The organism is Microbacterium sp. APC 3901 (genome assembly GCF_030407765.1).
Classification (GTDB): domain Bacteria; phylum Actinomycetota; class Actinomycetes; order Actinomycetales; family Microbacteriaceae; genus Microbacterium.
Genome location: NZ_JASDCU010000023.1, coordinates 1 through 25,269 on the forward strand (window position 1 = coordinate 1; position 25,269 = coordinate 25,269).

The 25,269-nt window shown below is 67.5% G+C and carries 31 protein-coding genes and 1 pseudogene; 18 read left to right on the forward strand and 14 right to left on the reverse strand.

Annotation, left to right across the window (positions count from 1 at the left end; genetic code table 11):
• Both QMA07_RS16285 and QMA07_RS16290 read right to left on the reverse strand, forming a co-directional pair.
• A partial coding sequence (locus tag QMA07_RS16285) for an NAD(P)H-binding protein (RefSeq protein WP_290163783.1) occupies positions 1 to 675 on the reverse strand: 675 nt, incomplete at its 3' end.
• Between the two features lie 114 nt (positions 676 to 789).
• Positions 790 to 1,671 carry a serine hydrolase gene (locus tag QMA07_RS16290; protein ID WP_290163785.1) on the reverse strand — a complete coding sequence of 294 codons (882 nt, stop codon included), beginning with the start codon at positions 1,669 to 1,671 and terminating at the stop codon, positions 790 to 792.
• Between the two features lie 82 nt (positions 1,672 to 1,753).
• Between QMA07_RS16290 and QMA07_RS16295 the strand changes: the two genes are divergently transcribed.
• The 3 genes from QMA07_RS16295 to QMA07_RS16305 all read left to right on the forward strand — a co-directional run bounded on the left by QMA07_RS16295 (position 1,754) and on the right by QMA07_RS16305 (position 4,547).
• Positions 1,754 to 2,281: a GNAT family N-acetyltransferase gene (locus QMA07_RS16295; RefSeq protein ID WP_290163787.1), complete on the forward strand. Its 528-nt coding sequence runs from the start codon at positions 1,754 to 1,756 to the stop codon at positions 2,279 to 2,281.
• Positions 2,278 to 3,009, forward strand: a complete 732-nt coding sequence (gene pnuC, locus QMA07_RS16300) for a nicotinamide riboside transporter PnuC (RefSeq protein WP_290163789.1) — start codon at positions 2,278 to 2,280, stop codon at positions 3,007 to 3,009. Before QMA07_RS16295 ends, pnuC begins: the two co-directional genes overlap by 4 nt.
• A 152-nt stretch (positions 3,010 to 3,161) precedes the next feature.
• Positions 3,162 to 4,547: an LLM class flavin-dependent oxidoreductase gene (locus tag QMA07_RS16305; protein ID WP_290163791.1), complete on the forward strand. Its 1,386-nt coding sequence runs from the start codon at positions 3,162 to 3,164 to the stop codon at positions 4,545 to 4,547.
• Between the two features lie 93 nt (positions 4,548 to 4,640).
• Here the strand turns inward: QMA07_RS16305 and QMA07_RS16310 are convergent, their stop codons facing one another.
• Entirely contained in the window at positions 4,641 to 4,820 is a 180-nt protein-coding gene (locus QMA07_RS16310) for a hypothetical protein (protein ID WP_290163793.1), read from the reverse strand.
• A 166-nt stretch (positions 4,821 to 4,986) separates the two neighbouring features.
• Between QMA07_RS16310 and QMA07_RS16315 the strand changes: the two genes are divergently transcribed.
• The 8 genes from QMA07_RS16315 (at position 4,987) to QMA07_RS16350 (ending at position 10,118) form a co-directional block, all read left to right on the forward strand.
• On the forward strand, positions 4,987 to 6,027 hold the full coding sequence (locus QMA07_RS16315; RefSeq protein ID WP_290163795.1) for an iron-containing redox enzyme family protein: 1,041 nt from the start codon (positions 4,987 to 4,989) through the stop codon (positions 6,025 to 6,027).
• The gene (locus QMA07_RS16320; protein ID WP_290163797.1) at positions 6,024 to 6,230 is read left to right on the forward strand and encodes a CDGSH iron-sulfur domain-containing protein; all 207 of its coding nucleotides are present in this window, start codon (positions 6,024 to 6,026) and stop codon (positions 6,228 to 6,230) included. The genes QMA07_RS16315 and QMA07_RS16320 overlap by 4 nt, the downstream gene beginning before the upstream one ends.
• A 234-nt stretch (positions 6,231 to 6,464) precedes the next feature.
• Positions 6,465 to 7,142: a response regulator transcription factor gene (locus QMA07_RS16325; protein WP_290163798.1), complete on the forward strand. Its 678-nt coding sequence runs from the start codon at positions 6,465 to 6,467 to the stop codon at positions 7,140 to 7,142.
• Positions 7,135 to 8,466 (forward strand): HAMP domain-containing sensor histidine kinase, encoded by a 1,332-nt coding sequence (locus QMA07_RS16330; protein ID WP_290163800.1) that lies wholly within the window; start codon positions 7,135 to 7,137, stop codon positions 8,464 to 8,466. Before QMA07_RS16325 ends, QMA07_RS16330 begins: the two co-directional genes overlap by 8 nt.
• Before the next feature lie 88 nt (positions 8,467 to 8,554).
• The gene (locus tag QMA07_RS16335) at positions 8,555 to 8,968 is read left to right on the forward strand and encodes a hypothetical protein (RefSeq protein ID WP_290163802.1); all 414 of its coding nucleotides are present in this window, start codon (positions 8,555 to 8,557) and stop codon (positions 8,966 to 8,968) included.
• On the forward strand, positions 8,965 to 9,387 hold the full coding sequence (locus QMA07_RS16340; protein WP_290163804.1) for a hypothetical protein: 423 nt from the start codon (positions 8,965 to 8,967) through the stop codon (positions 9,385 to 9,387). The genes QMA07_RS16335 and QMA07_RS16340 overlap by 4 nt, the downstream gene beginning before the upstream one ends.
• Positions 9,388 to 9,549: 162 nt before the next feature.
• On the forward strand, positions 9,550 to 9,852 hold the full coding sequence (locus QMA07_RS16345) for a hypothetical protein (RefSeq protein WP_290163806.1): 303 nt from the start codon (positions 9,550 to 9,552) through the stop codon (positions 9,850 to 9,852).
• Positions 9,853 to 9,890: 38 nt separating this feature from the next.
• Entirely contained in the window at positions 9,891 to 10,118 is a 228-nt protein-coding gene (locus QMA07_RS16350; RefSeq protein WP_290163808.1) for an RNA-binding S4 domain-containing protein, read from the forward strand.
• A gap of 15 nt (positions 10,119 to 10,133) precedes the next feature.
• On the opposite strand, the gene QMA07_RS16355 is transcribed toward QMA07_RS16350, so the two are convergent.
• Complete coding sequence (locus QMA07_RS16355; protein WP_290163810.1) at positions 10,134 to 10,691, reverse strand: dihydrofolate reductase family protein; 558 nt, start codon at positions 10,689 to 10,691, stop codon at positions 10,134 to 10,136.
• Positions 10,692 to 10,945: 254 nt separating this feature from the next.
• Here QMA07_RS16355 and QMA07_RS16360 point away from each other — a divergent pair, with 254 nt between their 5' ends.
• The gene (locus tag QMA07_RS16360) at positions 10,946 to 11,842 is read left to right on the forward strand and encodes an SDR family oxidoreductase (RefSeq protein ID WP_290163812.1); all 897 of its coding nucleotides are present in this window, start codon (positions 10,946 to 10,948) and stop codon (positions 11,840 to 11,842) included.
• 101 nt (positions 11,843 to 11,943) lie between these two features.
• A complete protein-coding gene (locus tag QMA07_RS16365; protein WP_290163814.1) occupies positions 11,944 to 12,729 on the forward strand; it encodes a DNA/RNA non-specific endonuclease in 786 nt (261 codons plus the stop codon).
• Between the two features lie 274 nt (positions 12,730 to 13,003).
• Here QMA07_RS16365 and QMA07_RS16370 read toward each other — a convergent pair whose 3' ends face one another.
• A complete protein-coding gene (locus QMA07_RS16370; protein WP_290163816.1) occupies positions 13,004 to 14,392 on the reverse strand; it encodes an FAD-dependent oxidoreductase in 1,389 nt (462 codons plus the stop codon).
• A 9-nt stretch (positions 14,393 to 14,401) separates the two neighbouring features.
• Complete coding sequence (locus QMA07_RS16375; RefSeq protein ID WP_290163854.1) at positions 14,402 to 15,157, reverse strand: MIP/aquaporin family protein; 756 nt, start codon at positions 15,155 to 15,157, stop codon at positions 14,402 to 14,404.
• A gap of 54 nt (positions 15,158 to 15,211) precedes the next feature.
• On the opposite strand from QMA07_RS16375, the gene QMA07_RS16380 reads away from it, so the two are divergent.
• Positions 15,212 to 15,886, forward strand: coding sequence for an ArsR family transcriptional regulator (locus tag QMA07_RS16380; protein WP_290163817.1), 675 nt, complete (start codon positions 15,212 to 15,214; stop codon positions 15,884 to 15,886).
• Positions 15,887 to 15,906: 20 nt separating this feature from the next.
• Positions 15,907 to 16,305, forward strand: a complete 399-nt coding sequence (locus QMA07_RS16385; RefSeq protein WP_140038487.1) for a low molecular weight phosphatase family protein — start codon at positions 15,907 to 15,909, stop codon at positions 16,303 to 16,305.
• 40 nt (positions 16,306 to 16,345) lie between these two features.
• Here QMA07_RS16385 and QMA07_RS16390 read toward each other — a convergent pair whose 3' ends face one another.
• The 3 genes from QMA07_RS16390 to QMA07_RS16400 form a co-directional block, all read right to left on the reverse strand.
• The gene (locus QMA07_RS16390; protein ID WP_290163820.1) at positions 16,346 to 16,897 is read right to left on the reverse strand and encodes a pyridoxamine 5'-phosphate oxidase family protein; all 552 of its coding nucleotides are present in this window, start codon (positions 16,895 to 16,897) and stop codon (positions 16,346 to 16,348) included.
• 71 nt (positions 16,898 to 16,968) lie between these two features.
• Positions 16,969 to 17,133, reverse strand: coding sequence for a three-helix bundle dimerization domain-containing protein (locus tag QMA07_RS16395; RefSeq protein ID WP_290163822.1), 165 nt, complete (start codon positions 17,131 to 17,133; stop codon positions 16,969 to 16,971).
• A gap of 226 nt (positions 17,134 to 17,359) precedes the next feature.
• The gene (locus QMA07_RS16400; protein WP_140038490.1) at positions 17,360 to 17,650 is read right to left on the reverse strand and encodes a hypothetical protein; all 291 of its coding nucleotides are present in this window, start codon (positions 17,648 to 17,650) and stop codon (positions 17,360 to 17,362) included.
• Between the two features lie 126 nt (positions 17,651 to 17,776).
• Here QMA07_RS16400 and istA point away from each other — a divergent pair, with 126 nt between their 5' ends.
• Positions 17,777 to 19,369 (forward strand): IS21 family transposase, encoded by a 1,593-nt coding sequence (istA, locus tag QMA07_RS16405; RefSeq protein ID WP_290163824.1) that lies wholly within the window; start codon positions 17,777 to 17,779, stop codon positions 19,367 to 19,369.
• On the forward strand, positions 19,366 to 20,115 hold the full coding sequence (locus QMA07_RS16410) for an ATP-binding protein (RefSeq protein WP_290163826.1): 750 nt from the start codon (positions 19,366 to 19,368) through the stop codon (positions 20,113 to 20,115). Before istA ends, QMA07_RS16410 begins: the two co-directional genes overlap by 4 nt.
• Positions 20,116 to 20,615: 500 nt before the next feature.
• Here the strand turns inward: QMA07_RS16410 and QMA07_RS16415 are convergent, their stop codons facing one another.
• From QMA07_RS16415 to QMA07_RS16435, 5 genes are all read right to left on the reverse strand, one after another.
• Positions 20,616 to 21,260: a hypothetical protein gene (locus QMA07_RS16415; protein WP_290163828.1), complete on the reverse strand. Its 645-nt coding sequence runs from the start codon at positions 21,258 to 21,260 to the stop codon at positions 20,616 to 20,618.
• Between the two features lie 71 nt (positions 21,261 to 21,331).
• Positions 21,332 to 21,922 (reverse strand): signal peptidase I, encoded by a 591-nt coding sequence (locus QMA07_RS16420; protein ID WP_181164267.1) that lies wholly within the window; start codon positions 21,920 to 21,922, stop codon positions 21,332 to 21,334.
• A 2-nt stretch (positions 21,923 to 21,924) separates the two neighbouring features.
• On the reverse strand, positions 21,925 to 22,473 hold the full coding sequence (locus QMA07_RS16425) for a hypothetical protein (protein ID WP_290163832.1): 549 nt from the start codon (positions 22,471 to 22,473) through the stop codon (positions 21,925 to 21,927).
• Complete coding sequence (locus QMA07_RS16430; protein WP_140038495.1) at positions 22,470 to 23,060, reverse strand: SipW-dependent-type signal peptide-containing protein; 591 nt, start codon at positions 23,058 to 23,060, stop codon at positions 22,470 to 22,472. The genes QMA07_RS16425 and QMA07_RS16430 overlap by 4 nt, the downstream gene beginning before the upstream one ends.
• Positions 23,061 to 23,087: 27 nt before the next feature.
• Positions 23,088 to 23,615, reverse strand: coding sequence for an alternate-type signal peptide domain-containing protein (locus QMA07_RS16435; RefSeq protein WP_290163835.1), 528 nt, complete (start codon positions 23,613 to 23,615; stop codon positions 23,088 to 23,090).
• A gap of 153 nt (positions 23,616 to 23,768) precedes the next feature.
• Here QMA07_RS16435 and QMA07_RS16440 point away from each other — a divergent pair.
• Positions 23,769 to 24,930: pseudogene (locus tag QMA07_RS16440) on the forward strand (IS3 family transposase).
• The last annotated feature ends 339 nt before the right edge of the window (positions 24,931 to 25,269 follow it).

Below are 25,269 nucleotides of genomic sequence, written 5' to 3' on the forward strand. Positions count from 1 at the left end.
CAATGACCCCGACGCCAGCCCCCGCCCGTAGGCACCGGGCAGCCGCACCCCCAGCACCCGCCGACGCACGCCGTCGAACGCCAGCTGCCGTCGGGCGAGATCGACCAGCACCTCGTCGCGTGGCCCGACCAGATCGCGAGCGCGCCCCACCGCCCCGGCCTCGGCGACGCGCACCAGATGCTCCCCGACCTCCCGCGCGGCCACGGGTCGCATGAGCAGCTTCGGCATCACCGCCACCGGCCCCGACATGCCCGACAGCAGCTGCCCGGCGAACTCGTGGAACTGCGCCGCCCGAGCGATCGTGAACGGCACCGCCCCCGCAGCCAGGGCTCGTTCCTGCGCCAGCTTGCCCGCGTAGTACGAGGCGTCGATCGCATCGATGCCCACGATCGACAGCACCACGTGGTGCGCGACACCCGCACGCGACTCCGCATCGAGCAGATTGCGGGTCGCCGTCTCGAAGAACGTCACCGCCTTCGCTGCCGAGAGCGTGGTCGTGTTCGTGACGTCGATCACGGCATCCGCCCCCTGCAGCGCTGCATCGAGACCCGCACCCGTGATCACGTCGGCACCGGCCGACCGCGACAGCGCCACCACCTCGTGACTGGCCGCCCGCGCCGCCTCCACGACATGCCGACCGACCACCCCTGTTCCTCCTGCGACCGCGATCCTCATCCGACTCCCTCTCCGCTCCGTGGCGCACGTCCACGCCTTCTACACAGGATGACGAATCAGCGTCCGAGACGTCCTATCCGGCACCAGCACCAGCGACCCGACGCATGCCCCGCCTCACACGGCTTCCGCGACGGCATCCGCCGCGATCTCGACGAGCCGCTGATCGCTCTTCTCCTCGTGCGCCGTGATCGTGACGACGGCATCCGCCGCCTCATCGATGAAGACGTACTGCCCGTAGCGCCCGTCCAGACGCCAGCCGTCTCGCGGCCCGCGCCAGGCGGTCAGCCCGTAGGAGGAGTACAGGCCACCCGCCCCTGTGGAGACCCAGTCGGAGTGCATCCGATCGATCCAGCGCTCCGACACGATGCGGTCGCCCCCGAAGCGGCCCCCATCTCGAAGGACACGACCGATCCGAGCCAGCTCCTCCGTGCGCAGTTCGAGTCCGCTCCCGCCCACGATCCAGCCGAGGGGGCACCTCAGCCACTGCGGGTTGTGGATGCCGAGAGGCTGGAACAGCCGGGGCATCAGCCACTCCCGCACATCCCCGACGGCGGCCCCGAGCATTCTCATGGCGACGTACGTGCTGGCGTCCGAATATCGAAAGTGCTCGCCCGCACCCCGGCTCGGTCGAGCGAGCATCTCGAAGGCGAGGTCGGGCCACGGCGCCTCCTGATCCCCGAACCACTCGAAGTCGATTCCGCTCGTCATCGTGAGGAGATGCTCGAGGGTCACCGCTTCGGCGCCTGCACCGGGTTCGGGCATGTCCAGCACGTCGACAGCGCGGGTGTCGAGCGACAGGATGCCTTCGTCGACGGCGATGCCCGCCGCGAGTGCACTCACTCCCTTCGACACGGAATACAGGTTCACCCGATCGTCGCTGCGCCACCGGTGCTGTGCGGACTCGTGACCGACGAGCACATGGAGTCCGTATGCGCCCAGCTGCTCCTCGTCGATCGCGTGGACGATGCGGTCGCGAACCGTTTCAGCGAGAGACATGACGCCAGTCTCCCGCATCCGACACCCCGGCATCCTGCTACCGTCGTGCAGTGCGCACCCGATCGCAGATGCAGGAGACCCGATGAGCGATCACCAGATCAGGGATGCCGAGACCGCCGATCTCGAGGCCATCACGGCGATCCACAACGATGCCGTGCTGAACACGACCGCGATCTGGAACGAAGATGCGGTCACCGTCGAGGACCGCGCCGCCTGGCTCAGCGATCGACAGCAGAGGGGCTACCCGGTGATCGTCGCGGTCGATGACACCGGAGTGCTCGGATACGCCACTTTCGGAGACTGGCGCCCGCACAGCGGCTACCGGCACACGGTCGAGCACTCGGTGTACGTGCGCGACGGCCAGCGTGGTCGAGGCATCGGCAAGGCTCTCATGATCGAGCTCATCCACCGCGCCCGCAGCCTCGGCAAGCACGTCATGGTGGCCGCGATCGAGAGTGGCAACACGGGGTCGATCATCATGCACAAGCGACTCGACTTCATGCAGGTCGGACGGATGCCGCAGGTCGGCACCAAGTTCGATCGCTGGCTCGACCTCACGTTCCTGCAGCTGGTGCTCGACCAGCGACCGTTCCCCGACGAGACGAAGTGAACCCGCTGCTCTGGCTGGTCGACGCCTTCAACTCGCAGTGGATGCTTCCCGGCGGCCAGGTGCTGCTGGTGCGCGAGGTGGTGGGCAATGCGTTCGGTCTCGCCAGCGCACTCGGAGGCATGCAGCGAAAGATCTGGGCGTGGCCGGTCGGGATCATCGGAAACCTGCTGCTGCTCACGGTCTTCCTCGGATCCATCCTCAATCCCGACCATGAGCTGCCCCATCTGCTCGGTCAGGCCGGCCGTCAGGTGATGTTCATCATCGTCGCCATCTACGGCTGGGTGCGCTGGCGTCAGGCCGCGGCGACGGGCGGGCGGGTCACTCCGCGCTGGGCGCCGAACAGCGCCCGCATCGGCCTCATCCTGGTGATGGTGATCGGTACGATCGCGCTGACCCCGCTGTTCCGCGCCCTCGGCTCGTGGGAGCCGGTGTGGGCCGACGCGTGGACCTTCGTCGGATCCCTGCTCGCCACATACGGCATGGCCAAGGGGTGGACCGAGTTCTGGCTGATCTGGATCGCCGTCGACATCGTCGGTGTGCCGCTGCTGTTCAGCTCGGGCTTCTATGCCACCGGGCTGATGTACGTGTTCTACGGCGTCTTCACCGCGGTCGGGTTCGTCGTCTGGTGTCGAGCACAGGCGAACGCCAAACCCCAGGTCGAGACGATAATGCCCGACCCGCGTCCGATCACCTCCACCATGAAGACGGTCGACGGCGACCGGGACTGACCCGGTCGGATTCGAATCGCGTGAATGACCCTATCTCCGCTGCATATCGGGACAGTTGCGCGATTCGAACGCCGAGGGGACGCCACCGACGAATGTGACGGCGCATGTCGCGCGGGCTGACACGGAGCACCTCGGCGGGTTTGCTTGTCCTCATGACCCGTCAGATCCGCTTCAACGCCTTCGACATGAACTGCGTCGCCCACCAGTCGTCCGGTCTGTGGCGGCATCCGGACGACCGCTCGCGTCAGTACAACACCATCTCGTACTGGACCGATCTCGCGAAGCTGCTCGAGAGCGCGACCTTCGACGGCATCTTCATCGCCGACGTGCTCGGCACGTACGACGTCTACGGCGGCACCAACGAGGCCGCGATCCGCAACGGCGCGCAGGTGCCCGTGAACGATCCGATCCTGCTCGTGAGCGCGATGGCCGCCGTCACCGAGCACCTCGGGTTCGGCATCACGGCGGGCACAGCCTTCGAGCATCCCTATCCGTTCGCCCGCCGCCTGAGCACGCTCGACCACCTGACCAACGGACGCGTCGGCTGGAACGTCGTGACGGGCTACCTTCCCAGCGCCGCACGCAACATGGGTCAGCACGATCAGCTCGCGCATGACGACCGCTACGACCATGCCGACGAGTACGTCGAGGTGCTCTACAAGCTGTGGGAGGGCTCGTGGGAAGACGACGCCGTCGTCGAGGACCGCGAGCGCGGCATCTTCACCGACCCGTCGAAGGTGCACCCGATCGGCCACGAGGGCAAGCACTTCAGCGTTCCCGGCATCCACATCTCCGAGCCGTCGCCGCAGCGAACCCCCGTCATCTATCAGGCCGGAGCCAGCCCTCGCGGTGTGCGCTTCGCGTCGGAGAACGCCGAGGCGATCTTCGTCGCCGCGCCCTCGAAGGAGGTGCTCGCGGGCACCGTCAAGCGCATCCGCGACGCGCTCGAGGACGCCGGGCGAGACCGCTACGACGCGAAGATCTACACCCTGCTCACCGTGATCACGGGCGCCACCAGCGCGGATGCCGCGGCGAAGCACGCCGAGTACCTGTCGTACGCGAGCCCCGAAGGCGCGCTGACCTTCATGTCTGGCTGGATGGGCGTCGACCTGTCGCAGTACGCCGAGGACGAGCCCGTCGGCAATGTCGAGTCCAACGCGATCCAGTCGGTGCTGCAGCACCTCAAGGAAGAGGCCGACCTCGGACGCGAGTGGACCGTCGGAGACTTCGGACGCCACAACGCGATCGGCGGCCTCGGCCCGACCATCGTCGGCTCGGGCGTCGAGATCGCCGACGAGCTGCAGTCGTGGGTCGAGGAGACGGACATCGACGGGTTCAACCTCGCCTACGCGATCACGCCCGGCACCTGGCAGGACGTGATCGAACACGTCATCCCGGTGCTCCGAGAGCGCGGCGTCTACCCGAACGAGTACACGCCGGGCACCCTGCGCAACAAGCTGCAGGGCAAGGGCGACCGCGTGCAGGACACGCATCGCGCCGCGCGCTATCGGATCGGAGCGAACGCCCCGGTCGCCTGAGCCTCAGCGACCTCGCGCGGGCGTGGATCGCTCGCGCGTCGACGACCTCTCGGGGATCAGCAGCACGACCGCGAAACGTGAGGTCGGGCGCGGTCAGTCGGCCTTCGAGGTGAAGAGCCCGCGCAGCACGAAGAACACCACGACCGCGACGACGAGCACGATCGCGAGCTTGGCGATGAACCACAGGATCGAGAACAGCGCGCTGACGATCCACCAGGCGATCACCACGGCGAGGACGACGCCGACGATGGTCCAGAGCGAGTTCTTGTTCATACGTCCAGCCTAGGCGGCGCGGCGACGTCACAGATCCGGACGCCGGAACCGCATCGTGGATGCTGCGGCATCCGCCCTTCCGCATCCGATGCGTCGCGTCAAGTCCCTTCTCGTGCGCTCATCGCCGGGGCGAGACTGCGAGCATCCGACTTTTGGGAGCATCTCCATGTCTGCGCCAGCACTCACCCCATCCGCCCTTCACGGCGTCACCCCGCGCGGTCCGCTCAGCGACGCCGTCATCCGTCAGCTGACCGGCGGCGATGTCGACGATCTCGGCACCCGGGCCGAGTCTGCGCTCGCTGCGACCGACGACGCCGTGCGCGACGACGACATCCAGCTCGCACTCTTCGTGCTCTACGCCTCGTCGTACGGTTCCCTCCCCGGACTCAACCCCGACCTCGAGTGGGACCCGGCGCTGATCGCCACGCGCGGAATCCTCGAGCACGCGTTCGAGCGGGCGCTGCGGGCGACCGTGCCGGCTCCCGAGATGCCCGAGCCGACCGTGGATGCCGTCGGCCGCGCGCTGTTCGCCCTCGCCGAGGCCGACACCGGCCCGAGCCTGTCGCGCTACGTCGCGAAGAAGGCGACGGAAGAGCAGATGCTCGAGTTCTTCATGCAGCGCTCGATCTACACACTGCGCGAGGCAGACCCGCACTCTTGGGCGATCCCCCGCCTGACCGGTCGACCCAAGGCGGCGCTGGTCGAGATCCAGTCGGATGAGTACGGCGGCGGACGCCCCGACCGTGTGCACGCGTCGATCTTCGCCCGCGCGATGCGGGGGGCCGGCCTCGACGACACCTACGGCGCCTACGTCGACGATGTGCCGGCGATCACACTCGCCTCGCTCAACGCGATGTCGATGTTCGGCCTCAACCGTCGGCTCGTCGGAGCGATCGTCGGCCATCTGGCAGCGTTCGAGATGACCTCGTCGATCCCCAACCGGTTCTACGCCGACGGCCTGCGGCGCCTGGGTTTCACCGACGACGTCACCGACTACTTCGACGAGCACGTCGAGGCAGATGCCGTGCACGAGCAGATCGCCGCGCGCGACCTCGCCGGTGGGCTGGCCGAAGACCGGCCCGACCTGCTGCCCGACATCATGTTCGGCGCGGCAGCGTGCCTGACGGTCGACGGCTGGGCGGCCCAGCACATGCTCGACTCGTGGACGCACGGCGAATCCTCTCTGCGAGAGCGGGACGTGCGATGAGCGCGCAAGAGGATGCCGTCACGATCACGGCATACCCCGACGGTCCGCTGCTCGTGCGCGGAGCCGCGGTGCTCGAGACCTCCGACGGCGAGCCGATCGAGGTGACGCGCCGCACGGTGGCACTGTGCCGTTGCGGTCTCTCGACGATCAAGCCGTTCTGCGACGGCACCCACAAGGCCGCGGGGTTCCGCACCGACACCTGATCCGGGCGGCGGAGATCTGCGCCTCGGGAGAACTGCGCCCCGGGAGAACTGCGCCTCGGGAGAACTGCGCCCCGGGAGGAGAACTGCGCCTCGGGAGGAGCCTGAGCGGCATCCGCTCCTCCCGCAGGCGAGTTCTCCTCCCGAGGAGGCACGAGAATCCGGCGCACCGGCGCGCATGAGCCGCAACGACCCCGCTTCAGCGCGGATTCAGCGTGCGCCCGCCACACTGGAGGAATGCGGATCCTGGTGGTTGACGACGAGGTGCGTCTTGCCGACGCCGTACGCCGGGGACTCGAGGCGGAGGGGTTCGCGGTCGACGTCGCGAACAACGGTGTCGACGGGCTCTGGCGTGCGCGTGAGACCCGCTACGACGCGATCGTGCTCGACCTGATGATGCCCGGCATGAGCGGGTGGAAGGTGTGCGAGGCGTTGCGCGCCGAGGAGAACTGGACCCCCGTGCTCATGCTGACCGCGAAGGACGGCGAGTGGGATCAGGTCGAGGCGCTCGAGACCGGCGCCGACGACTACGTCACGAAGCCCTTCTCGTTCGCGATCCTCGTCGCCCGCATCCGTGCTCTCGTGCGCCGGGGCGCTGTCGCGCGACCAGCCGTCCTCGAAGCCGGCGACCTCAGGCTCGATCCGTCGTCTCATCACGTGTGGCGCGGCGAGACCCCGGTGACGCTGACCGCTCGCGAGTTCGCCGTGCTCGAGCATCTCATGCGCCACCGCGGTCAGGTGCTGTCGAAGCGCGCCCTGATCGAAGGGGTCTGGGACGACGACTTCGACGGCGACCCGAACATCGTCGAGGTCTACGTCGGACACCTGCGCCGCAAGCTCGACAAGCCGTTCGGGCGCGAGGCGATCGAGACGATCCGCGGCGCGGGCTATCGTCTGGCGGCCGACGGTGGCTGATCGCGCGTTCAGATCGGTGCGTGCCAGGACGACCCTCGGCGCGACCCTCGTCGTGGCCGTCGCACTGCTGATCGGAGCGTTCTCCTTCTACGGCATCCTGAGCTCCAGCATCAATGCGAGCGCCGAGCGCGCCGCCGAGCAGCGACTCGACGAGCTCGCCGAACGATTCGACGGCCCCGGGGGCGGCCCCGGCGGCGAGCGCGGCATCGACTCCCTCGACGACGAGATCGTGCAGATCATCGGCGCGGACGGCGCGGTCAGGGCCGCGAGCGAGGACGCCCGCGACGAGCTCGGCTCCAGAGCGCTCCCCCTCGCCGACCAGGCGCGCTCCACGACGATCGGCGGCGAGCCGATGCTCGTCGTCTCGGACGATCTCGAGAACGACGAGACGCTCGTGCTGGCCGTCTCGATCGAAGACGGTGTCGAGACGCTGTCGACCGTCGCGGTGCTGCTCGCCATCGCCGTGCCACTGCTGCTGGTGCTCGTCGCCGTCACCACCTGGCTCGTCGTCGGCCGAGCGCTGCGGCCCGTGACCCGCATCCGCGAGGAGGTCGACGGCATCACCGCCGAACACCTGCACCGACGCGTCGAGGTGCCGCCGTCATCCGATGAGATCGCGGCACTCGCGACCACCATGAACCGGATGCTCGACCGCCTCGACTCGTCGGCGACGGCCCAGCGCCGCTTCGTGTCGGACGCGTCGCACGAGCTGCGCTCACCGCTCGCGACGATCCGTCAGCACGCCGAGCTGGCGCAGGCTCACCCGGCCACCACCAGCATCGGCGAGCTGGCCGAGGTCGTCTCAGACGAGGGTCTCCGGCTGCAGGGCATCGTCGAGTCGCTGCTACTGCTCGCCCGCCTCGACGAAGGCGGCGGAACGCACGACGAGGCGATCGACCTCGATGACCTGGCCCTCGGCGAGGTGCGCAGGCTGCGGTCGCGGGGAGTCGAGGTCGACGGGTCCGGCATCCGCGCGGCCCGGGTCGCCGGGGATCCCCGACTCCTCGGCCAACTGCTGCGCAACCTGGCCGACAACGCCGCCCGTCACTGTGCCGGCCGGGTGGCGATCAGCGTGATCCCGCAGGACTCCTGGGTGTTCGTGACCGTCGAAGACGACGGCGCAGGAGTGCCCGCCGACGAGCGCGAGCGCATCTTCGAGCGCTTCGTGCGGCTCGATGAGGCCCGCAGCCGGGATGCCGGAGGCAGCGGTCTCGGCCTCGCGATCGTGCAGGGCATCGCGACTGCCAGCGGAGGCACCGTCGCCGTCGACGCCTCGCGCTGGGGCGGCGCGCGCTTCGTGGTGACCCTGCCCCTTTCGGGCTGACACCCCGGACCGGGTCGGTCAGGTGTTCCTGAAGACCTCTTCAGGACGCTTCAGGGTGGCTTCAGCACTGCCACGAGAGCATCGAGACATGAACGACAAGAACCCGACCCCCGACCACACGCCCGAGAACATCCCCGCGAACTCGACTCCGCCGGCACCGCCCGCACCCCCCGCGCCGACGCCGGCCCACGACGCCGAGACCGTGCCCGTCGCACCGCTCGCCGCCGACGACAGCAGCGCCGCTGCTCCCGCAGCCCCCGCGAAGCGCGGACGCAAGCGTGCCCTGCTGATCGGCGGCGGAATCGCGGCAGCAGTGGTTCTCGCCGGCGGCGGCGTGGCAATCGGAGCAGCGATCGGCGACGAGTTCGGCGACGACGACGATCGCCCCTCCGTCTCCGACGGCCCCCGCGGCGACGCCGACGACAACGGCGGGCAGCCGGGCGGCGACCGCGACGACCGCGACGACGACGAGCAGGGTGCGCCCAGGGCGGAGGCCCCGTGACCGGAATCGGCACCGACTCGGCCGATGAGCTCGTCGAGATCGCGGATGCCGCCCGTGGCGCAGCCGACGGCGACGTCACCTCGATCGACGCCAAGCGTGACGGAACCTGGGAGGTGCAGCTGACGGCGGCGAACGGCAGCGAGACCGAGGTGCGCGTGGATGCCGACCTCACGGCCACCGTCATCTCGACCGAGCAGGACGACGACGACTCCGCCCCCACGAACACCCTCGACGAGGCGACCATCCGCGCACTCGTCGACGCCGCACTGGCCGAGGCCGACGGCATGATCACCGACCTCGACGCCGACAACGATGAGGTCAGCCCCTACGACGCGTCGGTGCTCACGAGCGATCGCCGCTCGATCGACATCGACTTCAGCGCCGACTTCGCGGTCGTGGGCACCGACATCGACGACTGAACGACCCGCGTCGTTCCTCGAGCCGCCGGCCCCACGGGGTCGGCGGCTCGACGCGTCTCTGACGCGTTCGGCACCTTCGCATCATGATCCGTTCACCGCACGGTCTCTGTAGGTGGGTACGGTCTCGTTCGCAGACCGAAGATGCAGTCGTCAGGGGAATCCATGCCGGTCACGGTGCACACGTACTTCTACACGCCCGCGCAGGCGGACTCCGTCGTGCGCGTGCTGCAACAGCTCACGACGGAGCTGAAGCACGTCGAATGGCGCGTCTCCGACCATCGTTCCGTGGCGTTCAGCACACGACGGACGCTGTTCGGCGCGCCCGCCGACGTGAGGGTCGTCGCCACCCCGATGACCGCGGGCGGATCCGACGTCAGGATCGCGCTGCAGTCGCCGACCCGTCGCCGGATGACATCGAAGGCGGCCGACCGGCTCAGCGAACGGATCCAGCGGGCGCTCGGCTGATAGACGCCGGCCGGCATCCGGCGGCTACCATTTCAGTCATGACGAATTCCGGCCGCATCGACGATGTCTCCATCGGTGGCGAGATGATCCGCCTCGGGCAGTTCCTGAAGTACTCGGGGCTGCTCGACTCGGGCGGCAACGCCAAGGAGGTCGTGATCGACGGGTTCGTGAAGGTCAACGACGAGATCGATCGCCGCCGAGGTCGTCAGCTGCACGACGGCGACCTGGTGACCTTCGAGGGCCGCACCGTTCGCGTGCGCCCGTGACGCCGAGCTCTCCGATCACCGCCGCGTCGCGTAGCGGAGGAACATCACCCCGCTGCTGAATCGCCGGTGGTCGAGGAGCTCGAGATCGACCTGCACACCGCCGGGGAAGAACGGCTTGCCGCCCCCGGCTATCCCCGGACCGATGAACAGGCCGAACTCGTCGACCAGGTCGGCTCGAATCGCCTCGGCCGCGAGCGTCGGCCCGTCGACCGAGAAGTCGCTGTCGGACTCGGCCTTCCATCGTTCGACGGCCTCAGGGTCGAATGTGCGCTCGAGCCGCGTGCGCTCGCTCGACACGTCGGCGAGCGTCTTCGAGAAGACGACCTTGTCGGCCGCCTGCCAGACCCGTGCGTAGTCGATGCCGACCTGCGGCTGGTCGGGCTCGAGGTGCGCGGTCTCCCAATAGACCATCGTCTCGTACATGCGTCGCCCGTACAGATACGTGCCGACGTCGGCGAACTGCCTGTTGATGAAGTCGTGCAGCTCTTCATCGAGGGCCCAGTCGAATCCTCCATGGGGCCCGCTGACGTACCCGTCGAGCGACGTGATCATGGAGTAGATGAGTCGGGCCATGCGGCGAGGCTACTCCGCACGGCGGGGGTCGGTCGACCCTCGCCGCCGCCTTCTCGGGAGGAGATCCGCCGCTCGGGCTGAGGAATCCGAGGAATCTCTCCGCCCGAAGAGCAGTTCTCCTCCCCACACGACGTCGGACCATCCCCGGCTCCGCCCTAGCGACCTGAGTCCGGAGACGCAAGGCGCTGGCCCACATCCCGGCCGCGGCGCACGCTGGGGACATACCCCCAGACCAGCGACCGAGAGGACACACCATGTCTCGCGACCAGTACACCTTCGTCAACCCGGCCGAGCTCTATTCCGACATCGAGCCCGAGAAGCAGCACATGCCCGAACCGGGGCTCGACGCCGACCTCACCCCGACGGCCGACCTCGGCGAGGAGAGCTACCGCGGCACCGGCCGCCTCACCGGCCGCAAGGCTCTCATCACCGGCGGCGACTCGGGCATCGGCGCGGCGACCGCGATCGCCTTCGCGCGTGAAGGAGCCGACGTCGCGCTCTCCTACCTTCCGGAAGAGGAGGAGGATGCTGCGCGCATCGCCGGCATCCTGCGCGAAGCCGGTGCCACGGTGGCGCAGATCCCCGGCGATCTGCGCGACCCCGAGTACTGCCGCACGCTGGTGGCTGAGGCCGTCGGCGCTCTCGGCGGCCTCGACATCCTCGTGAACAACGGCGGCAAGCAGGTCTACCAGGAGTCTCTGACCGACATCACCGACGAGCAGTTCGACGACACCTTCAAGACCAACGTCTACGCGATGTTCTGGATCACGAAGGCCGCGCTGCCGCATCTCCCTGCCGGGTCGACGATCATCAACACCACGTCGATCCAGGCGTACTCGCCGTCGGGGATCCTGGTCGACTACGCGTCGACCAAGGCCACGATCAACGCGTTCACGAAGGGCCTCGCCGACCAGCTCGCACCGAAGGGCATCCGTGTGAACGCCGTGGCTCCGGGCCCGATCTGGACTCCGCTGCAGCCGAGCGACGGACAGCCGCAGGAGAAGCTCCCGGAGTTCGGCGAGGACACGCCTCTCGGCCGCATGGGACAGCCGGCCGAGCTGGCACCCGCCTACGTGTTCCTCGCCTCGGCCGAGTCGAGCTACGTCGCCGGCGAGACGCTCAACGTCAACGGCGGCATGCCCACGCCGTGACCCGCTGACGGCGAACGCCCCCTCCCGACGTGATCGGGTGGGGGCGTTCCCGTGTTCGGCGACCCCTGGGCGATGTCCGCGCCTCAAGGCAATATGACGGTATGGCAGACGGATACGACCTCGACTTCCTCCCGACGCGTGTTCCCCTGCCCCGGCCGGCACAGGATGCGACGGAGCTGACCTACCCGCGCTTCACGGTGCTGCTCGACGGTGACCGTCGGCTGGCAGCCGTGACGGGCGTGAACATCGATGGAGCGCTGCTGCGCGAACTGCCCCGCACCGGAGAGTGGCGTCTCGACCCGCGGATCGGCGACGAACGGCAGACGGGACCCGACGTCTATGCGCGCAACGACCTCGACCGCGGCCATCTCGTGCGGCGGCGGGATCCGGGATGGGGCGATGTCGAGGAGGCGAGGGATGCCACCGAGGCGACGTTCTTCTATCCGAATGCCGCCCCGCAGGCGGCCGGGTTCAACCAGTCGAAGGAGCTGTGGCTCGGTCTCGAAGACCATGTGATCGACTACGCCGACGCGACCGATCAGCGTGTCTCGGTGTTCACCGCTCCTGTGCTGGGCGAGGACGATCCGCCCTATCGCGGCATCCGGATCCCGCTCCTGTTCTGGAAGATCGCGGCCTGGCAGGGGCCGGAGGGCCTGTCAGCCGCCGGGTTCGTGCTCGATCAGTCAGAGCTCGTCAAGAGCCCGGACGGCATGCTCGCTGCGCCACCGCTGGGTGCGTTCCGCACGTTCCAGGTTCCGATCCCCGAGATCGCCCGGGTGACCGGGCTCGACCTCGGGCCGCTGCTCGACTCCGACGTGCTCCCCCGACGCACTGCCCGTCACACGGAGTGGCGACCGCTCGACTCCGCATCCGACATCGCGCTCTAAGCGTCGACACTTCGATTCCCGTGCGCGAGCTCATCCGCGGCTCCGGCATCGCCTCCTGCACCGATCCGCGGCATACCCGACGTCGATGGGGCTTGTGCAGCGAGGCGGCTGGTGCCACGCTTGCCACACAGTTCTGTCGCGCTGTAACGCGACAGCTGGGGTGCCGCCCATTGACGGCATCGGATGGGGCGCCCTTTCTGCCGCCTCCCCCGTGGTGGGGGCGTCCCGTCCTCCCCCGGATCGGCCGACGATCCTCGCTGCTCCCGCGCGCGTGTCAGACGAGACGCTGCGACAGTGTGCGCGCCTCTCGCTCCCAGGCCTGGGTCGCGACCTGCACGGCATCCCACGGTGAGCCGAGAGGCGGCGTGTACGACAGGTCGAGGTCGCTCATCTCGGCCACGGTCATGGCGTGGTGCAGCGCCGTGGCGTACGTGTCCACTCGTTTCGAGATCTCGGCGCCGCGCGTGCCGACGAGCTGAGAACCCAGGAGGCGCCCGTCGAGGGTGTCGCCCGTGACACGGATGCTGATGGGAGTGGCTCCGGGGTAATAGTGCTTGTGGTCGTCCGCGATCGCGGTGTGACTGTGCGGCGCGAAACCCGCGGCGATCGCCTCATGGTCTCGTAGGCCCGTGCGAGCCGCCACGACATCGAAGACCTTCACGACCTGCGTGCCGAGGCTTCCGGCGAAGTGCGCGTCGCCGCCGATCGCGTTCTCTCCGGCAACGCGCCCCTGCTTGTGGGCGGTCGTGCCGAGCGGCAGGTAGGTGACACCGAGCTGGCGGTGATGGGTGACCACTCCGTCACCTGCCGCCCAGACATGCGGCAGCCCCGTGCGCATCCGGTCATCGACGACGACGGCCCCGCCGGCACCCGTCGCAGCACCCGCTGAGGTGAGAAGTCCGGTGTTGGGTCGCACACCGACGACGACGAGCACCAGGTCCGCATCGCGGGAGAACGGTTCGTCGTCGCGGGATCCTGACACCGTGAGCCGCCCGGCTTCGCGCGAGACCTCTTCGACGCGGGTGTCCGTGAGCACGTCGACGCCGTGACGGGTGAGCTCGTCGTGCACCAGCGCACCGAGCTCGGGGTCGAGGGTCGAGAGCACCTCGGGCCCCCGCTGAAGCTGCGTGACCCGGAGGCCCCGAACCGTGAGAGCTTCGGCCATCTCGAGTCCGACGTACCCGGCGCCGACGATGATCGCCGTCTCGGGCTGATGCTCGTCGAGGTAGCGCTCGAGCGCGAAGGTGTCCCCCATCGAGTGCAGCAGGTGCACGCCGTCGTCGGGGCCGAGCCGGCCGAGACCCGCGATGCCGGCCGTCGACGGAGAGGCCCCGGTGCCGACCATGAGCTCGTCGTAGGCGATGCTCGACTCGGTGCCGTCCTGGTCACGCACGGTGAGCCTCTGCCCCTGCACGTCGATGGCCGTGGCGAGGGTGTTCAGACTCAGCGTCATGCCGGTGGCTTCGAGATCGGCGTGCGTGCGATGGGCGAGGGACTGCCACGGCTGCACCTCGCGCGAGAAGTAATAAGGGATGCCGCAGATCGAGAAGTTCGGATAGGCATCGGCCACGACCACGGTGACGTCGACCGAGGGGTCGAGTTCGCGAGCCCGCAGTGCGGTGGAGATTCCGGCGTCGCTTCCGCCGATCGCTACGAGGTGCATGGCTGCCTTTCAGGGCTGGGTTTCGAGGTGCTGGGCGACGACGACACGGTCCGCGGTGCGGGCGGCCGTCGGATAGAAGACGAGCAGGAGAGCGAGGCCGAGAGCGGCCCCGACGACCTGCGCCACGATGAACGGAACCACCGACCCCGGCGCGATTCCAGCGAACGTGTCGGTGAACATGCGCGCGATCGTCACAGCCGGGTTCGCGAACGACGTCGAGCTGGTGAACCAGTACGCCGCGCCGATGTACGCCCCGACCGCGGCAGCCGTCGTCGACGCCGTGCCCGTGCGGGCGAGTGCGAAGATCAACAGCACCAGACCGGCTGTGGCGACGACCTCGCCGACCAGGTGCCCGCCGGTCGCGCGGTCGTGGGAGGAGAACGCCGGCGCCGTGTCGAACATCACCCCGGCGAGGAGGGTGCCCGCGATGCCGCCGACGATCTGCGCGAGCACGTAGGTCGGCAGGTCGCGCAGCGACAGCCCAGTGCCCGCGCGGCGTCCGATCAGCCAATCGGCGATCGACACCACCGGGTTGAAGTGCCCGCCCGAGACGGGACCGAGCATCAGGATCAGCACCGCCAGGCCCAGCGCCGTCGTCAGACTGTTCTCGAGCAGCTGCAGCCCGACGTCTTCGGGAGACAGCCGCTGGGCGGCGATGCCCGACCCCACGACGATGGTGACGAGCAGGCCCGAGCCGACGAACTCGGCGGCAGCGCGACGCGGCAGGGAGGGGCGAAGGGGCTCGATGCGAGACGGAGGCGAGATGTTCATGTCGACTCATCTTGACCCGGGCAGGGTAGTTCAGTCAAGATTGAGACAATGAACATTGAACAAATCACCGATGTCGACGCCCGTGCAGCGAAGCACGCGGCGCTGGGCGACGCGTCCCGCCTGCGGATCGTCGACCTGCTGACTCTGGGCGACCTGTCCCCCACCGAGATCCGGGTGGCCCTGGGGCTTCCGGCGAACCTGATCACACATCACCTGAACGCGCTCGAAGCCGTCGGGATCGCGGCGCGTTCGCGGTCGGAGGCCGACAAGCGGCGCAGCTACGTCCACCTGACCGACACCGCACTGCACGGACTCACGCCGGGGCGGGTCGAGCGTGCGAGCCGAGTCGTGTTCGTCTGCACCGCGAACTCGGCCCGATCCCAGTTGGCCGCAGCGCTGTGGTCGGCTCACAGCAGCATCCCCGCATCGTCCGGGGGAACGCACCCCTCCGAACGGATCGATCCTGGCGCAGTGGCCGCGGCAGATCGCCACTCCCTCGATCTGCCCGATGAGCCGCCCCGCGCTCTCGACGCCGTGGTGACCGACTCGGACTTCGTGGTGACCGTCTGCGACAACGCGCACGAAGAGCTCGGCGTCACCGGTCACCTGCACTGGTCGATCCCCGACCCGGTGCGTGTCGGCTCCGTCGACGCCTTCGACACCGCCTACGACGAGCTGGAGCGCCGGATCATCCAGCTCGCGCCCCGTCTCGCCGCGAGCTGAACCCACCAGAAAGAGAACCCGTGACCGACACCGCCCCGACCGTCCTGTTCATCTGCCAGCACAACGCCGGCCGCTCGCAGCTCGGCGCCGCTCTGCTGCAGCACCTGGCCGGCGATCGCTTCGTCGCGACCTCCGCGGGTCTCTCACCCTCCGACGAGGTGAACCCGGCAGTGGCCGCCACGGTCGCAGAGCTCGGCATGGACATCACCGACCGTGTGCCCCGCGCCGTCACGAGCGACGACCTCGACGCGGCCGATGTCGTGGTGCTGATGAAGCCAGGGCTCGCGCTGCCCTCGACCCCCAGCGGCGAGGTGCTGGAGTGGTCGTTCCCGAACCCCGAGTCGTGGGATGCCGACGCGGTGCGCCCGCTGCGCGAGGCCGTCGCCGCGAAGATCCAGGAGACACTGCTCAGGCGCTGAGCGCGAAACGGGGGTGCGACCGGCGCACCGACGGCGTCGGTCAGAGCTCGGCAGGGAACCCCGGCAGACCGTCGATGCTCACCGCGTTGCGGGAAGCGCGGTATTCGGCCATGCCGTCCTCCCCCTTCTTGTCCGCCTGAAGGCGGAGAAGGTCGCGTTCGCCTTTCAGCTCCATGACCGGCACGCCCCACCCGCACGAATCGCTGACGCGCGTGACGTGCACCGTGATGACGGCTCGAGTGCTCGGGTGCTCCGGATGCCGCGACGCCACCTCATCGAAGCCCGGCTGTCCGGGGAGGAAGACCTCGCCCCGGCCGTGCAGCCGAACGATGCGGGGTCTGCTGTCGAACGAGTTGAACATGAGACACACGCGGCCGTTCTCGCGGATGTGCGCGATCGTCTCGATGCCGCTGCCGGTGTAGTCGACCCAGCCGACCCGATGCTCGTCCAGAACCGAGAACGAGTCGTGGCCGCGGGGCGACATGTTCACGTGCCCCTCCGCCCCGAGCGGCGCTGTCGCCACGAACCACAGGGGCTGCTTCTCGATCCACTGCTTCAGGTTCTGGTCGATGGAATCGAAGACTTTGGCCACGATCGAAGGCTACTCCTGCTGCATCCGCGTCAGTCGCCTGTGCATCTCGGCGTGACTCCGCCGGATAAGGACTACTTCGCGAGACGGCTGCGAACAGCGCGCTCGGTGAGCACGGTGAGATAGTCGGTGACTCTGCTGTTCGAGATCTTTCCGAGTTCCTCGACGGCGAGCGACGAGATGTGCTCATGCTGGACTTCGGGATAGCGCTCAGCCAGTCGATCGGTGACTTGCTTCACGATCTCTTGAGGGTCGATGTTTGTGGCCACAGCGGCATCGTACGCCGCGAGGGCGGCCCAGCCTAGAGCGGGATTCGGGCCCGATCGATCAGTTGAATGTAGGTTCCGTGGTGAAACGTCCAGACACGCCGCGCGTTCCACAGTAGTTGTCCGCTGAATCGGGCGCAGCTTCCGCGGCATATGGCCAAAATCTTCACCGCGGCATCAGGCCCGCCAGACGGACCAGTCACGTGCCGACGTGCGATGCACGGCGAAGGTCGTAGATCCGAAACGCTTCGCTCAGCGTCATCGCACCTGTCGCCAGGGCCGGGCCGACGTCAACCTCGAGATCCCCGTAGAGGCGAGCGACGGAGTGATTCCCCTCCGCCGCGATCGGATCGCTCCGTTCGAGACGCATCAAGCCGAAGTGGTATTGGCCATGGGCGGCCGCGCTGCCCGTGCGCCAGATCGATTGAGTCGCTCCGATGAGAAGTGAGTATTCGGCTTGCTGAGCGCCGCGCGTATCGCGGTCGGGCACCGCGTCGCCGTGGGCGTGATCGTCGCCGTGAGCGCCACCGGATCGTCGATGTGAGCGCCACCTGTCGCGCGGGTTTCTAGGCTCCTTCTGCCGCGTGGCCACTCACGCGGCAGAAGGAGCAACCGAATGGTACGAAAGATCAAGGCGAAGCTCGTGCTTCGCCTCCGAGCGGAGGGCCTCTCGCGGCGACAGATCGCCGCGCAGGGCATGTCCCGGCACTCCGTGGACGCGGTCATCGCCGCCGCTGACGCGGCGGGCATCGACTTCGGCGATGTCGCCGACGGGGCGGACGCGGACGTGTATGTGCGCCTGTTTCCCGGTCGGGGCGAGCATCACAGCGTCTACGCCCAGCCGGACTGGGGCGAGGTCCACAGGGAGCTCGCTCGTGTCGGGGTCACGTTGAAGCTCCTGCATGGCGAGTATCGCGATGCCTGCCAGGCGACGGGGACGGCCGCGATGGGCTATGACCGGTTCTGCAAGACCTACCAGCAGCATGTCCTCGTCGCCGGGTTGACGTCGCGCGTCGGCCACAAGGCCGGCCAGAGCGTCGAGGTCGACTGGTCCGGCAAGACGATGAGCCTCGCCTCGGTGACGGGCGAGCGCACGCGGGTGTTCTTGTTCGTCGCGTGTCTGCCGTTCTCCCGGTACGCGTTCTGCTGGCCGTCGCTGGACATGAAGCAGGAAGCATGGCTGCGCGCGCATCAGGCGATGTTCGACTGGTTCGGCGGGAGCGTTCCACGGATCGTTCCAGACAATCTCAAAACGGGCGTGATCTCGCATCCGGCCGAGGGCGAGGTCGTCCTCAACGACGCGTATCGCGAGCTCGCTGCGCACTACTGCGCGGCGGTGCTGCCGGGCAGGGTCCGGAAGCCAAAAGACAAGGCGAGTGTCGAAAACACCGTCAGCGGGGTCGCGACCTGGGTGATCGCGGCGCTGCGGGACGAGCAGTTCGCGACGCTGCCGGAGCTGCGCGAGGCGATCTACGAGCGGATGGACGCCTATAACGCGGCGCCGTTCCAGAAGCGCGCAGGGTCGAGGCTGTCGGTGTTCGAGGCGGAAGAGAAGCCGCTGCTGCGGCCGCTGCCGGCGGTCGCGTATGAGATCAGTCGCTGGTTCTACGGCAGGCGGGTCCGTAAGGACGGGCATGTGGTGTTCGAGAAGAACTTCTACTCGGTCCCTTACGCGCACGTCGGGCGGGCTGTCGATCTGCGCGTCACCGAACGGGCGTTGGAGGTGTTCGACGGCGATGCTCGGTTGACGAGTCATCTCCTCGCGCCGGTGGGGGTCACGGGCGAGCACTACACGCACGACAGTGACCTTCCGGACGGTCCGCGGTATCGCCAGTGGGATGCCGAACGCGTCCGGGAGTGGGCGGCCCGGGTCGGGGAGAACACCACGACGATCGTGAACCGGATCTTCGAGTCCGTGCCCGTTGACGAGCAGGGCCTGGACGCGGCTCTCGCGGTGCTGCGCCTCACCCGACGCTACTCGGCCGGCAGGGTCGAGGCCGCCGCGCGTGTCGCACTCGGGTCACAGGTCCGTTCGCCGCGTTACGCGCACCTGCGACCGATCCTGGAGACCGGGCAAGACGCGCCGCCGGCCCGGCGACGGCCACGGTTCGAGCCATCGTCACCGCCATCGTCATCGCTGGGCGACGCGTCCGCGGAGCCAGCGGGGTACGTCCGCGGGGCGGACTACTACGCGGGAGAAGACCGGTGAGCCGGATCGACAGCGAGTCCAAGCGCAAGCTGCGCGAGATGGGCGTGAGCGTCTTGCTGGACGCGTTCGAAGCGCAACACGACACCCTCACCCTGGGGATGGCGTTCGAAGAGCGCGTCAAGCTCGCCGTCGACGACGCCCACGCCGCGTTCACGCAGTCCAAGGTCGAGGGCCTCATCCGACGGGCAGGGCTGCGTTACCCGGACGCGGACCTGCGTCGTGTCGATCTGATCGAGCAGCGCGGCCTGGACCGGGGTGTTCTCGCTCAGCTGGGGACGTGTTCGTTCATCACCCAGCAACAGAACGTCGTCTTCCAAGGCTTCACCGGGTCGGGGAAGTCGTACCTCGGGTCCGCGCTGGCGAAGCAGGCCTGCCAGCACCGCTATCGGGCCCACTACATCCGCATGCCCGACCTCGAGGAAGCATGGGCGACGGCGCAGGACAAGCCCGGCGGGCGAGAGAAGTGGTTGCGGAAGTACTCATCGTTCACGCTCCTCGTGATCGATGAGTGGCTCCTCGACCCGCCCGACGATGATGTCAGATCGATGCTGCTGGAGCTGCTCGAGCGCCGCTACGACGCCGTCTCGACGGTGTTCTGCACGCAGTACGCGAAGAAGGACTGGCATCAGCGGCTCGGGTCAGGTGTTCACGCGGACGCCATCATGGATCGCATCGTTCACAACACGATCTGGATCACGACCGGGGAGATGAACATGCGCGAACAGGCCGCGACGGCGACGCGGTGATCACAGCGTCGGTGAGCGTCGACATGCGCGGCGCTCACCGACGCTCCTGCTGGCGCTGAACCGCGATATCGAGTGGCGCTCGACCGCAATAATCAGCGGCGCTCACACCGCCGAATACTCATTTCATCCTTCGACGCTATCGCGCAGTATGACGTTCCCGCAGAAACGATGCCGGGGGCATCGAGGCGGCCAGGTCTGCTGTCGATACTGGCGTTCCGCAGGGCACCCTGGGCACCTGGGTACGTAGTATCGGGAGGAGCATCCCGACCTGTGAGCGGACCTGGAGAAGGGCGGCTTTTCGATCGCATGGCGGTGTCGGGTTCCGCCGATGTCTCCGACGTCGTCCTATCGGTAGCGGAACCGGAAACCGACAACAGCGCCACACAGCGCTGTTCGATGCCGTGCCGGCCGAATACGACGACGTCTGCGACGATCGATAGCCGAATCAGTCGAGCGCGCTCCGTGCTCTGAGTGCTCAATAGGCAGGTTCGAGACGGTCGTTACGAACGTTTCCCGAGCCTGCCGTGCGATGTACCGCGACCAATCGTCGCTCGTGGACGGTCGAACAACAGCGCCGTCATCCCCGCGGTGATCGCCGCCAGCGCCCACCAGAGTCCGGCCGCGGTTCCGCCGGTGCCAGGGAGCGGCTCATCGGGATCACCGGGTTGGTCTCCCGGTTCGCTCGGAATGATCGCTTCGTCGTGTGCCAGTGTCACGCGCAGAGCGAACGATGCGCGATCCACGCGCAGATCCGCACCCGACGTGGCATCGTGCGGAAAGACCAAGGCGATATCGAGGGCGACGACCTGCGTGGGATCGACGCGGGAGCCGTAAAGCTGGGCGTCCGACAGCTCAGAGAACGACACCTCGACGCTGGCGGAACCTTGCTCGCGCACAACGAGGGCGAGCTCGTCGTAGAACGGATCCGGCGAGCTCGACGCCAGGGCGACATCTTCGGCGATAATCGTCAGCGTCGCCGCGTCCTCAGAGTCGTTGCGCACGAACAACGTCGTCATGAGCACGTCGCCCGGAACCAACGTCGCCGGCTCGAATAGTGCTGGCAGGTCGTCGTGCCAGGTGACCCCGTCGTAACTCAGGCGCAATTGCGATGCAACGGGGGAATCGGCGGCGTACGCGTCGTCCACGAATATCGTCGACGCCATCGAGAGCAGGAGCGCGGTTGCCGAGAGTGCGATAGCGGCGCTACACGAGAGCCTCATCTGGGTTGCCTTCTCATCAGTGCGCGGAGGAGGGTGAAGACGGCATAGCCGATGAGGAGTCCCCCGAGTGCTCCGACGATCCAGCCCCGCTCCGTAACGCCGAATAAGGTGGTGACGTATCCCACGTAGGGCACGGAGTAGACCACCTTGCCCATCACCTGGTCTCCCACAATCGGCTGGTCGTCTGCGCCGTTGTTGTCGCCGCGCGTCGTGAACGTAAGGTCACCGTCGGCCTGGTATCCGACTTCGACGATGCGGTGTGTCACGAGCATCGGGTCGTCGGAGACCGGCTGGAACGTCACGACGTCTCCGATCGCCAGAGTCTCCGGGTCGACGGACTGCGAGACCACCAGGGTGCCCGGGGCCAAGACCGGCTCCATCGACGAGGTAAGCACGGCGAGAGGAACGGCCCCGATCAGCCGCGGGATAACGAGCACGAGTGCGACGACGGCCATGACCAGCGCGAACACGACCCACCCGATGAAACGCAACAGTCCGCGCCACGGGCGAGGTTGTGTGTGCTCGATCGGCGCCTCAGCGTCGCATTCGCCGAGCTTGTCGGCCGGCGTCGGTGCGTGCTGCGTCATGATCATTTCTGGCAGTAGCTCTGGCTGAGGTCCGGCTGAGGATAGATCGTGATTGTGTTGCTCTTGGGGCCCAGCCAACCGCTGGCGTAGACCGGTCGCACATACACTTGCATCGGTGAGTTGTCGGGCGGCAGGTTGTAGAACTCGGTGCCGCGGCCGTGGAACAGGTAGTTGTACTGACTCGGATTGTCCAACGGCGCGGAACTGGGTGCCCACAGCTGGTCCCGTGTCACGCCGCCGACGATCCGGTAGACCCTGAAGTTGCTGAACACCGGCGCGATCTGATCGCGGTACAGATACTGCACGACCTGAAAGTCCGCGCCGATGCTGTCCGCGTATCCGTTGTGAAACTGTGGTCCTCGGCAACTCAGCCATTGCCCGTTACTCACGGTGATTGCCGGGTAGCCCGCCGTGGCGGAGACCGAGGCTTGTGCGTTCGCCGACCATTGCGCCGAAGCGGGGAGCGCTAGTGCGCCCGCACCGATCATGAGGAGCGCCGCGAGCGGCAGCTGCCATCGCCGCCGTCTACGCGATTGCTCCCGCGCGCTCATCGGGTGCCCTCACCCGTCGCGGTGATGGTGAAGGTCGTCGCCGCCCCGCTGAGCTCGATGCCGCCGACGTCGGGCGGAGTTCCAGCTGGGATCGTGAACCGTATGCACAAGTGGGTCGTCGCGGAATCCGCAGCCGGAGCAACGAGTGACTCGGTTACGACCAGTGCGCTCAGTTCTGTGAAGCCCCCACCGCTGCCGTACACCTGCATCCCGTCGGGTAGTCCGGTGGATGCGCAGGAGGCTCCCGCATCGCTCTGGGTGAAGACCTGAGCGTCAATGATGCCGTACAGCGTCGACGAGGCCGACGAGGTGTCAGAGAGGATGGCTGCGAGCGTGTAGTCGAGCCCGAGATTGCCGGATGCCTGGCCGGCGAGCGCGATCTTCGTGGCGATGACGCCACCAGGGTAGAGACCGCTTAACGGTCCGATCGTCACCTGTGATTGCCCGTTCATCGTGAGTTTCAGGGTGCCCGAGTTAACGGTGGTGCCTTCGACGGCCTCGGAATCGTTCCACAGCGCCGCAGTCGTACCGGTCCCCACGAGGAGGACCAGCGCGACCGCTGCGATGGTGACGGCGAGACGTTTCAAACGGGCTTCCGTATCCGGGCGCGGGCGTTACCGGGCGTCCTGCTGTAAGGTGATTGTCATATCGCTTAGGTTGATGCTCTCGGCCTGCGCGGTCGTGCCCGGTGTGCTCTCATCGAACACGATCGTCACGGTCACGTTGATCACCTCGCCATCGTCGGCGCTCGTGATGGCCCCATCGGTAACCGGCTCACCGCCGACATATGTGAACGTCTGGGTGACCGTAGTCGCTGCGAGCAATGCCGCATCACCGGTAGCCGCGACCGGATCAGACACATTGAGGGTGGCTGAAAGGTTGTCTCCCGATGCGTCGACAGTGAAGGCGGCCGTGTACTCGATCGTGTCTCCGGGCACGATGAGGAAGTCCGCGATCGTGATCGGCACCGGTGTCGGGGTCGAGATGTCGTTCCACGCGGGTGTGCCCGATGGCGTGAGTGCCAGGGTGCCGGAGTTCACCGTGCCCCCGTTCACGTTTGCCGAATCGCTCCACAAAGCGAACGTGGTCCCGCCTGTAAGCAACACGACACCGAGCGCTCCCGCGATCGTGGCTTTGGTCACTTTCCTCATGCTTGCCCCTGCTCCTTGATGATTTACGTGGGTATCAGCATGACACGACTTGACGTTGATACTGATAATTGCCGCGGGACTGCCGCACTGATAGGTGACATCTGATCTGGCTTGCCCGTAGGGCGGCCTGGAAGGATGTGCACCATGCCCGCTCCCTACCCACAGGAGTTCCGCGAAGATGTCGTGCGCGTGGCCCGGTCCCGTGAGGACGGCGTCAGTCTCGCGCAGATCGCGAAGGACTTCGGCGTCCATGAGATGACGCTCCACAAATGGATCCGCCAAGCCGACATCGACGACGGCAACCGCCCCGGAAGGAGCCGGGAGGAGTCGACCGAATTGCGCGACGCCCGCAAGCGGATCCGGCTGCTGGAGCAGGAGAACGAGGTCCTCCGCCGCGCAGCCGCCTACCTCTCGCAGGCGAACCTGCCGGGAAAAGGCTCTACCCGCTCGTGAGCGAGCTCGCCGCTGACGGCATCCCCGTCGTGGTGTCCCTGCGGGTCCTGAAGCTCTCCCGCCAGCCTTACTACCGCTGGCTCAAACACCAGGTCACGGAATCAGAGATAGTCGAGGCGTATCGCGCCAACGCGCTGCTGGACGCCCACCACGACGATCCCGAGTTCGGCTACCGGTTCCTCGTCGGCGAAGCGGCAGGAGCCGGCGAGGAGATGTGTGAGCGGACCGCGTGGCGGATCTGCCGAGACAACCAGTGGTGGTCCGTGTTCGGGAAGAAGCGCGCCAAGAACGGAAAGCGCCCGGCCCGCCAGTCCACGACGACCTCGTCAAGCGGGACTTCTCCGCCGATGACGTCAACGAACTGTGGCTCACTGATATCACGGAGCACTGGACCGACGAGGGCAAGCTCTACCTCTGCGCCATCAAAGACGTGTTCTCCGGCCGCATCGTGGGCTGCTCGATCAGCGACCGAATGAAGGCCCGTCTCGCGGTGAACGCCCTGGACAACGCAGTATCCCGGCGTCGCGACGCGGCCGGTTGCATCGTCCATTCGGACCGCGGATCTCAGTTCAGGTCCCGGAAGTTCGTGCACGCTCTGAACCGTCATCACCTCATCGGATCGATGGGCCAGGTCGGCGCTGCCGGTGATAATGCCGCGATGGAATCGTTCTTTGCCCTGCTGCAAAAGAACGTCCTGGACCGCAAACGGTGGCGAACCCGAGAAGAGCTCCGAATCGCAATCATCACCTGGATCGAAAGGACCTACCACCGACGCCGCCGGCAAGCTGGCCTGGGCCGATTGACCCCCATCGAATACGAGACCATCATGAACCCGGTCGCACTCGCGGCCTGACACCCCAACTGTCACCTGTTCGTGCGGCAGTCCCGTAGTCCGGCACGTGTGCACGCCGAGTACCGCTTGCGGCGAGGAGCTTGAACGGTTGCGACCACATGCGCACAACATCGTGATCGAACTCGGCCACACGCAAGTGACTGAGTTCGAGACGCGACTCGTAGCCAACATGCGCCTGCATCTTCTCGGACCAGAACGAACCCGGAAAGTTCGGTTGGCCGTGGTTCCACCGGAACGACCTGAACGGCACGGAATCGCCCATCGCCTCAAGCGACAGTCGCGCCAGCGTCAGTGCGTCGACCGCCCCTGCTGGCCGACGCACGTGCACCGACGTTTCCC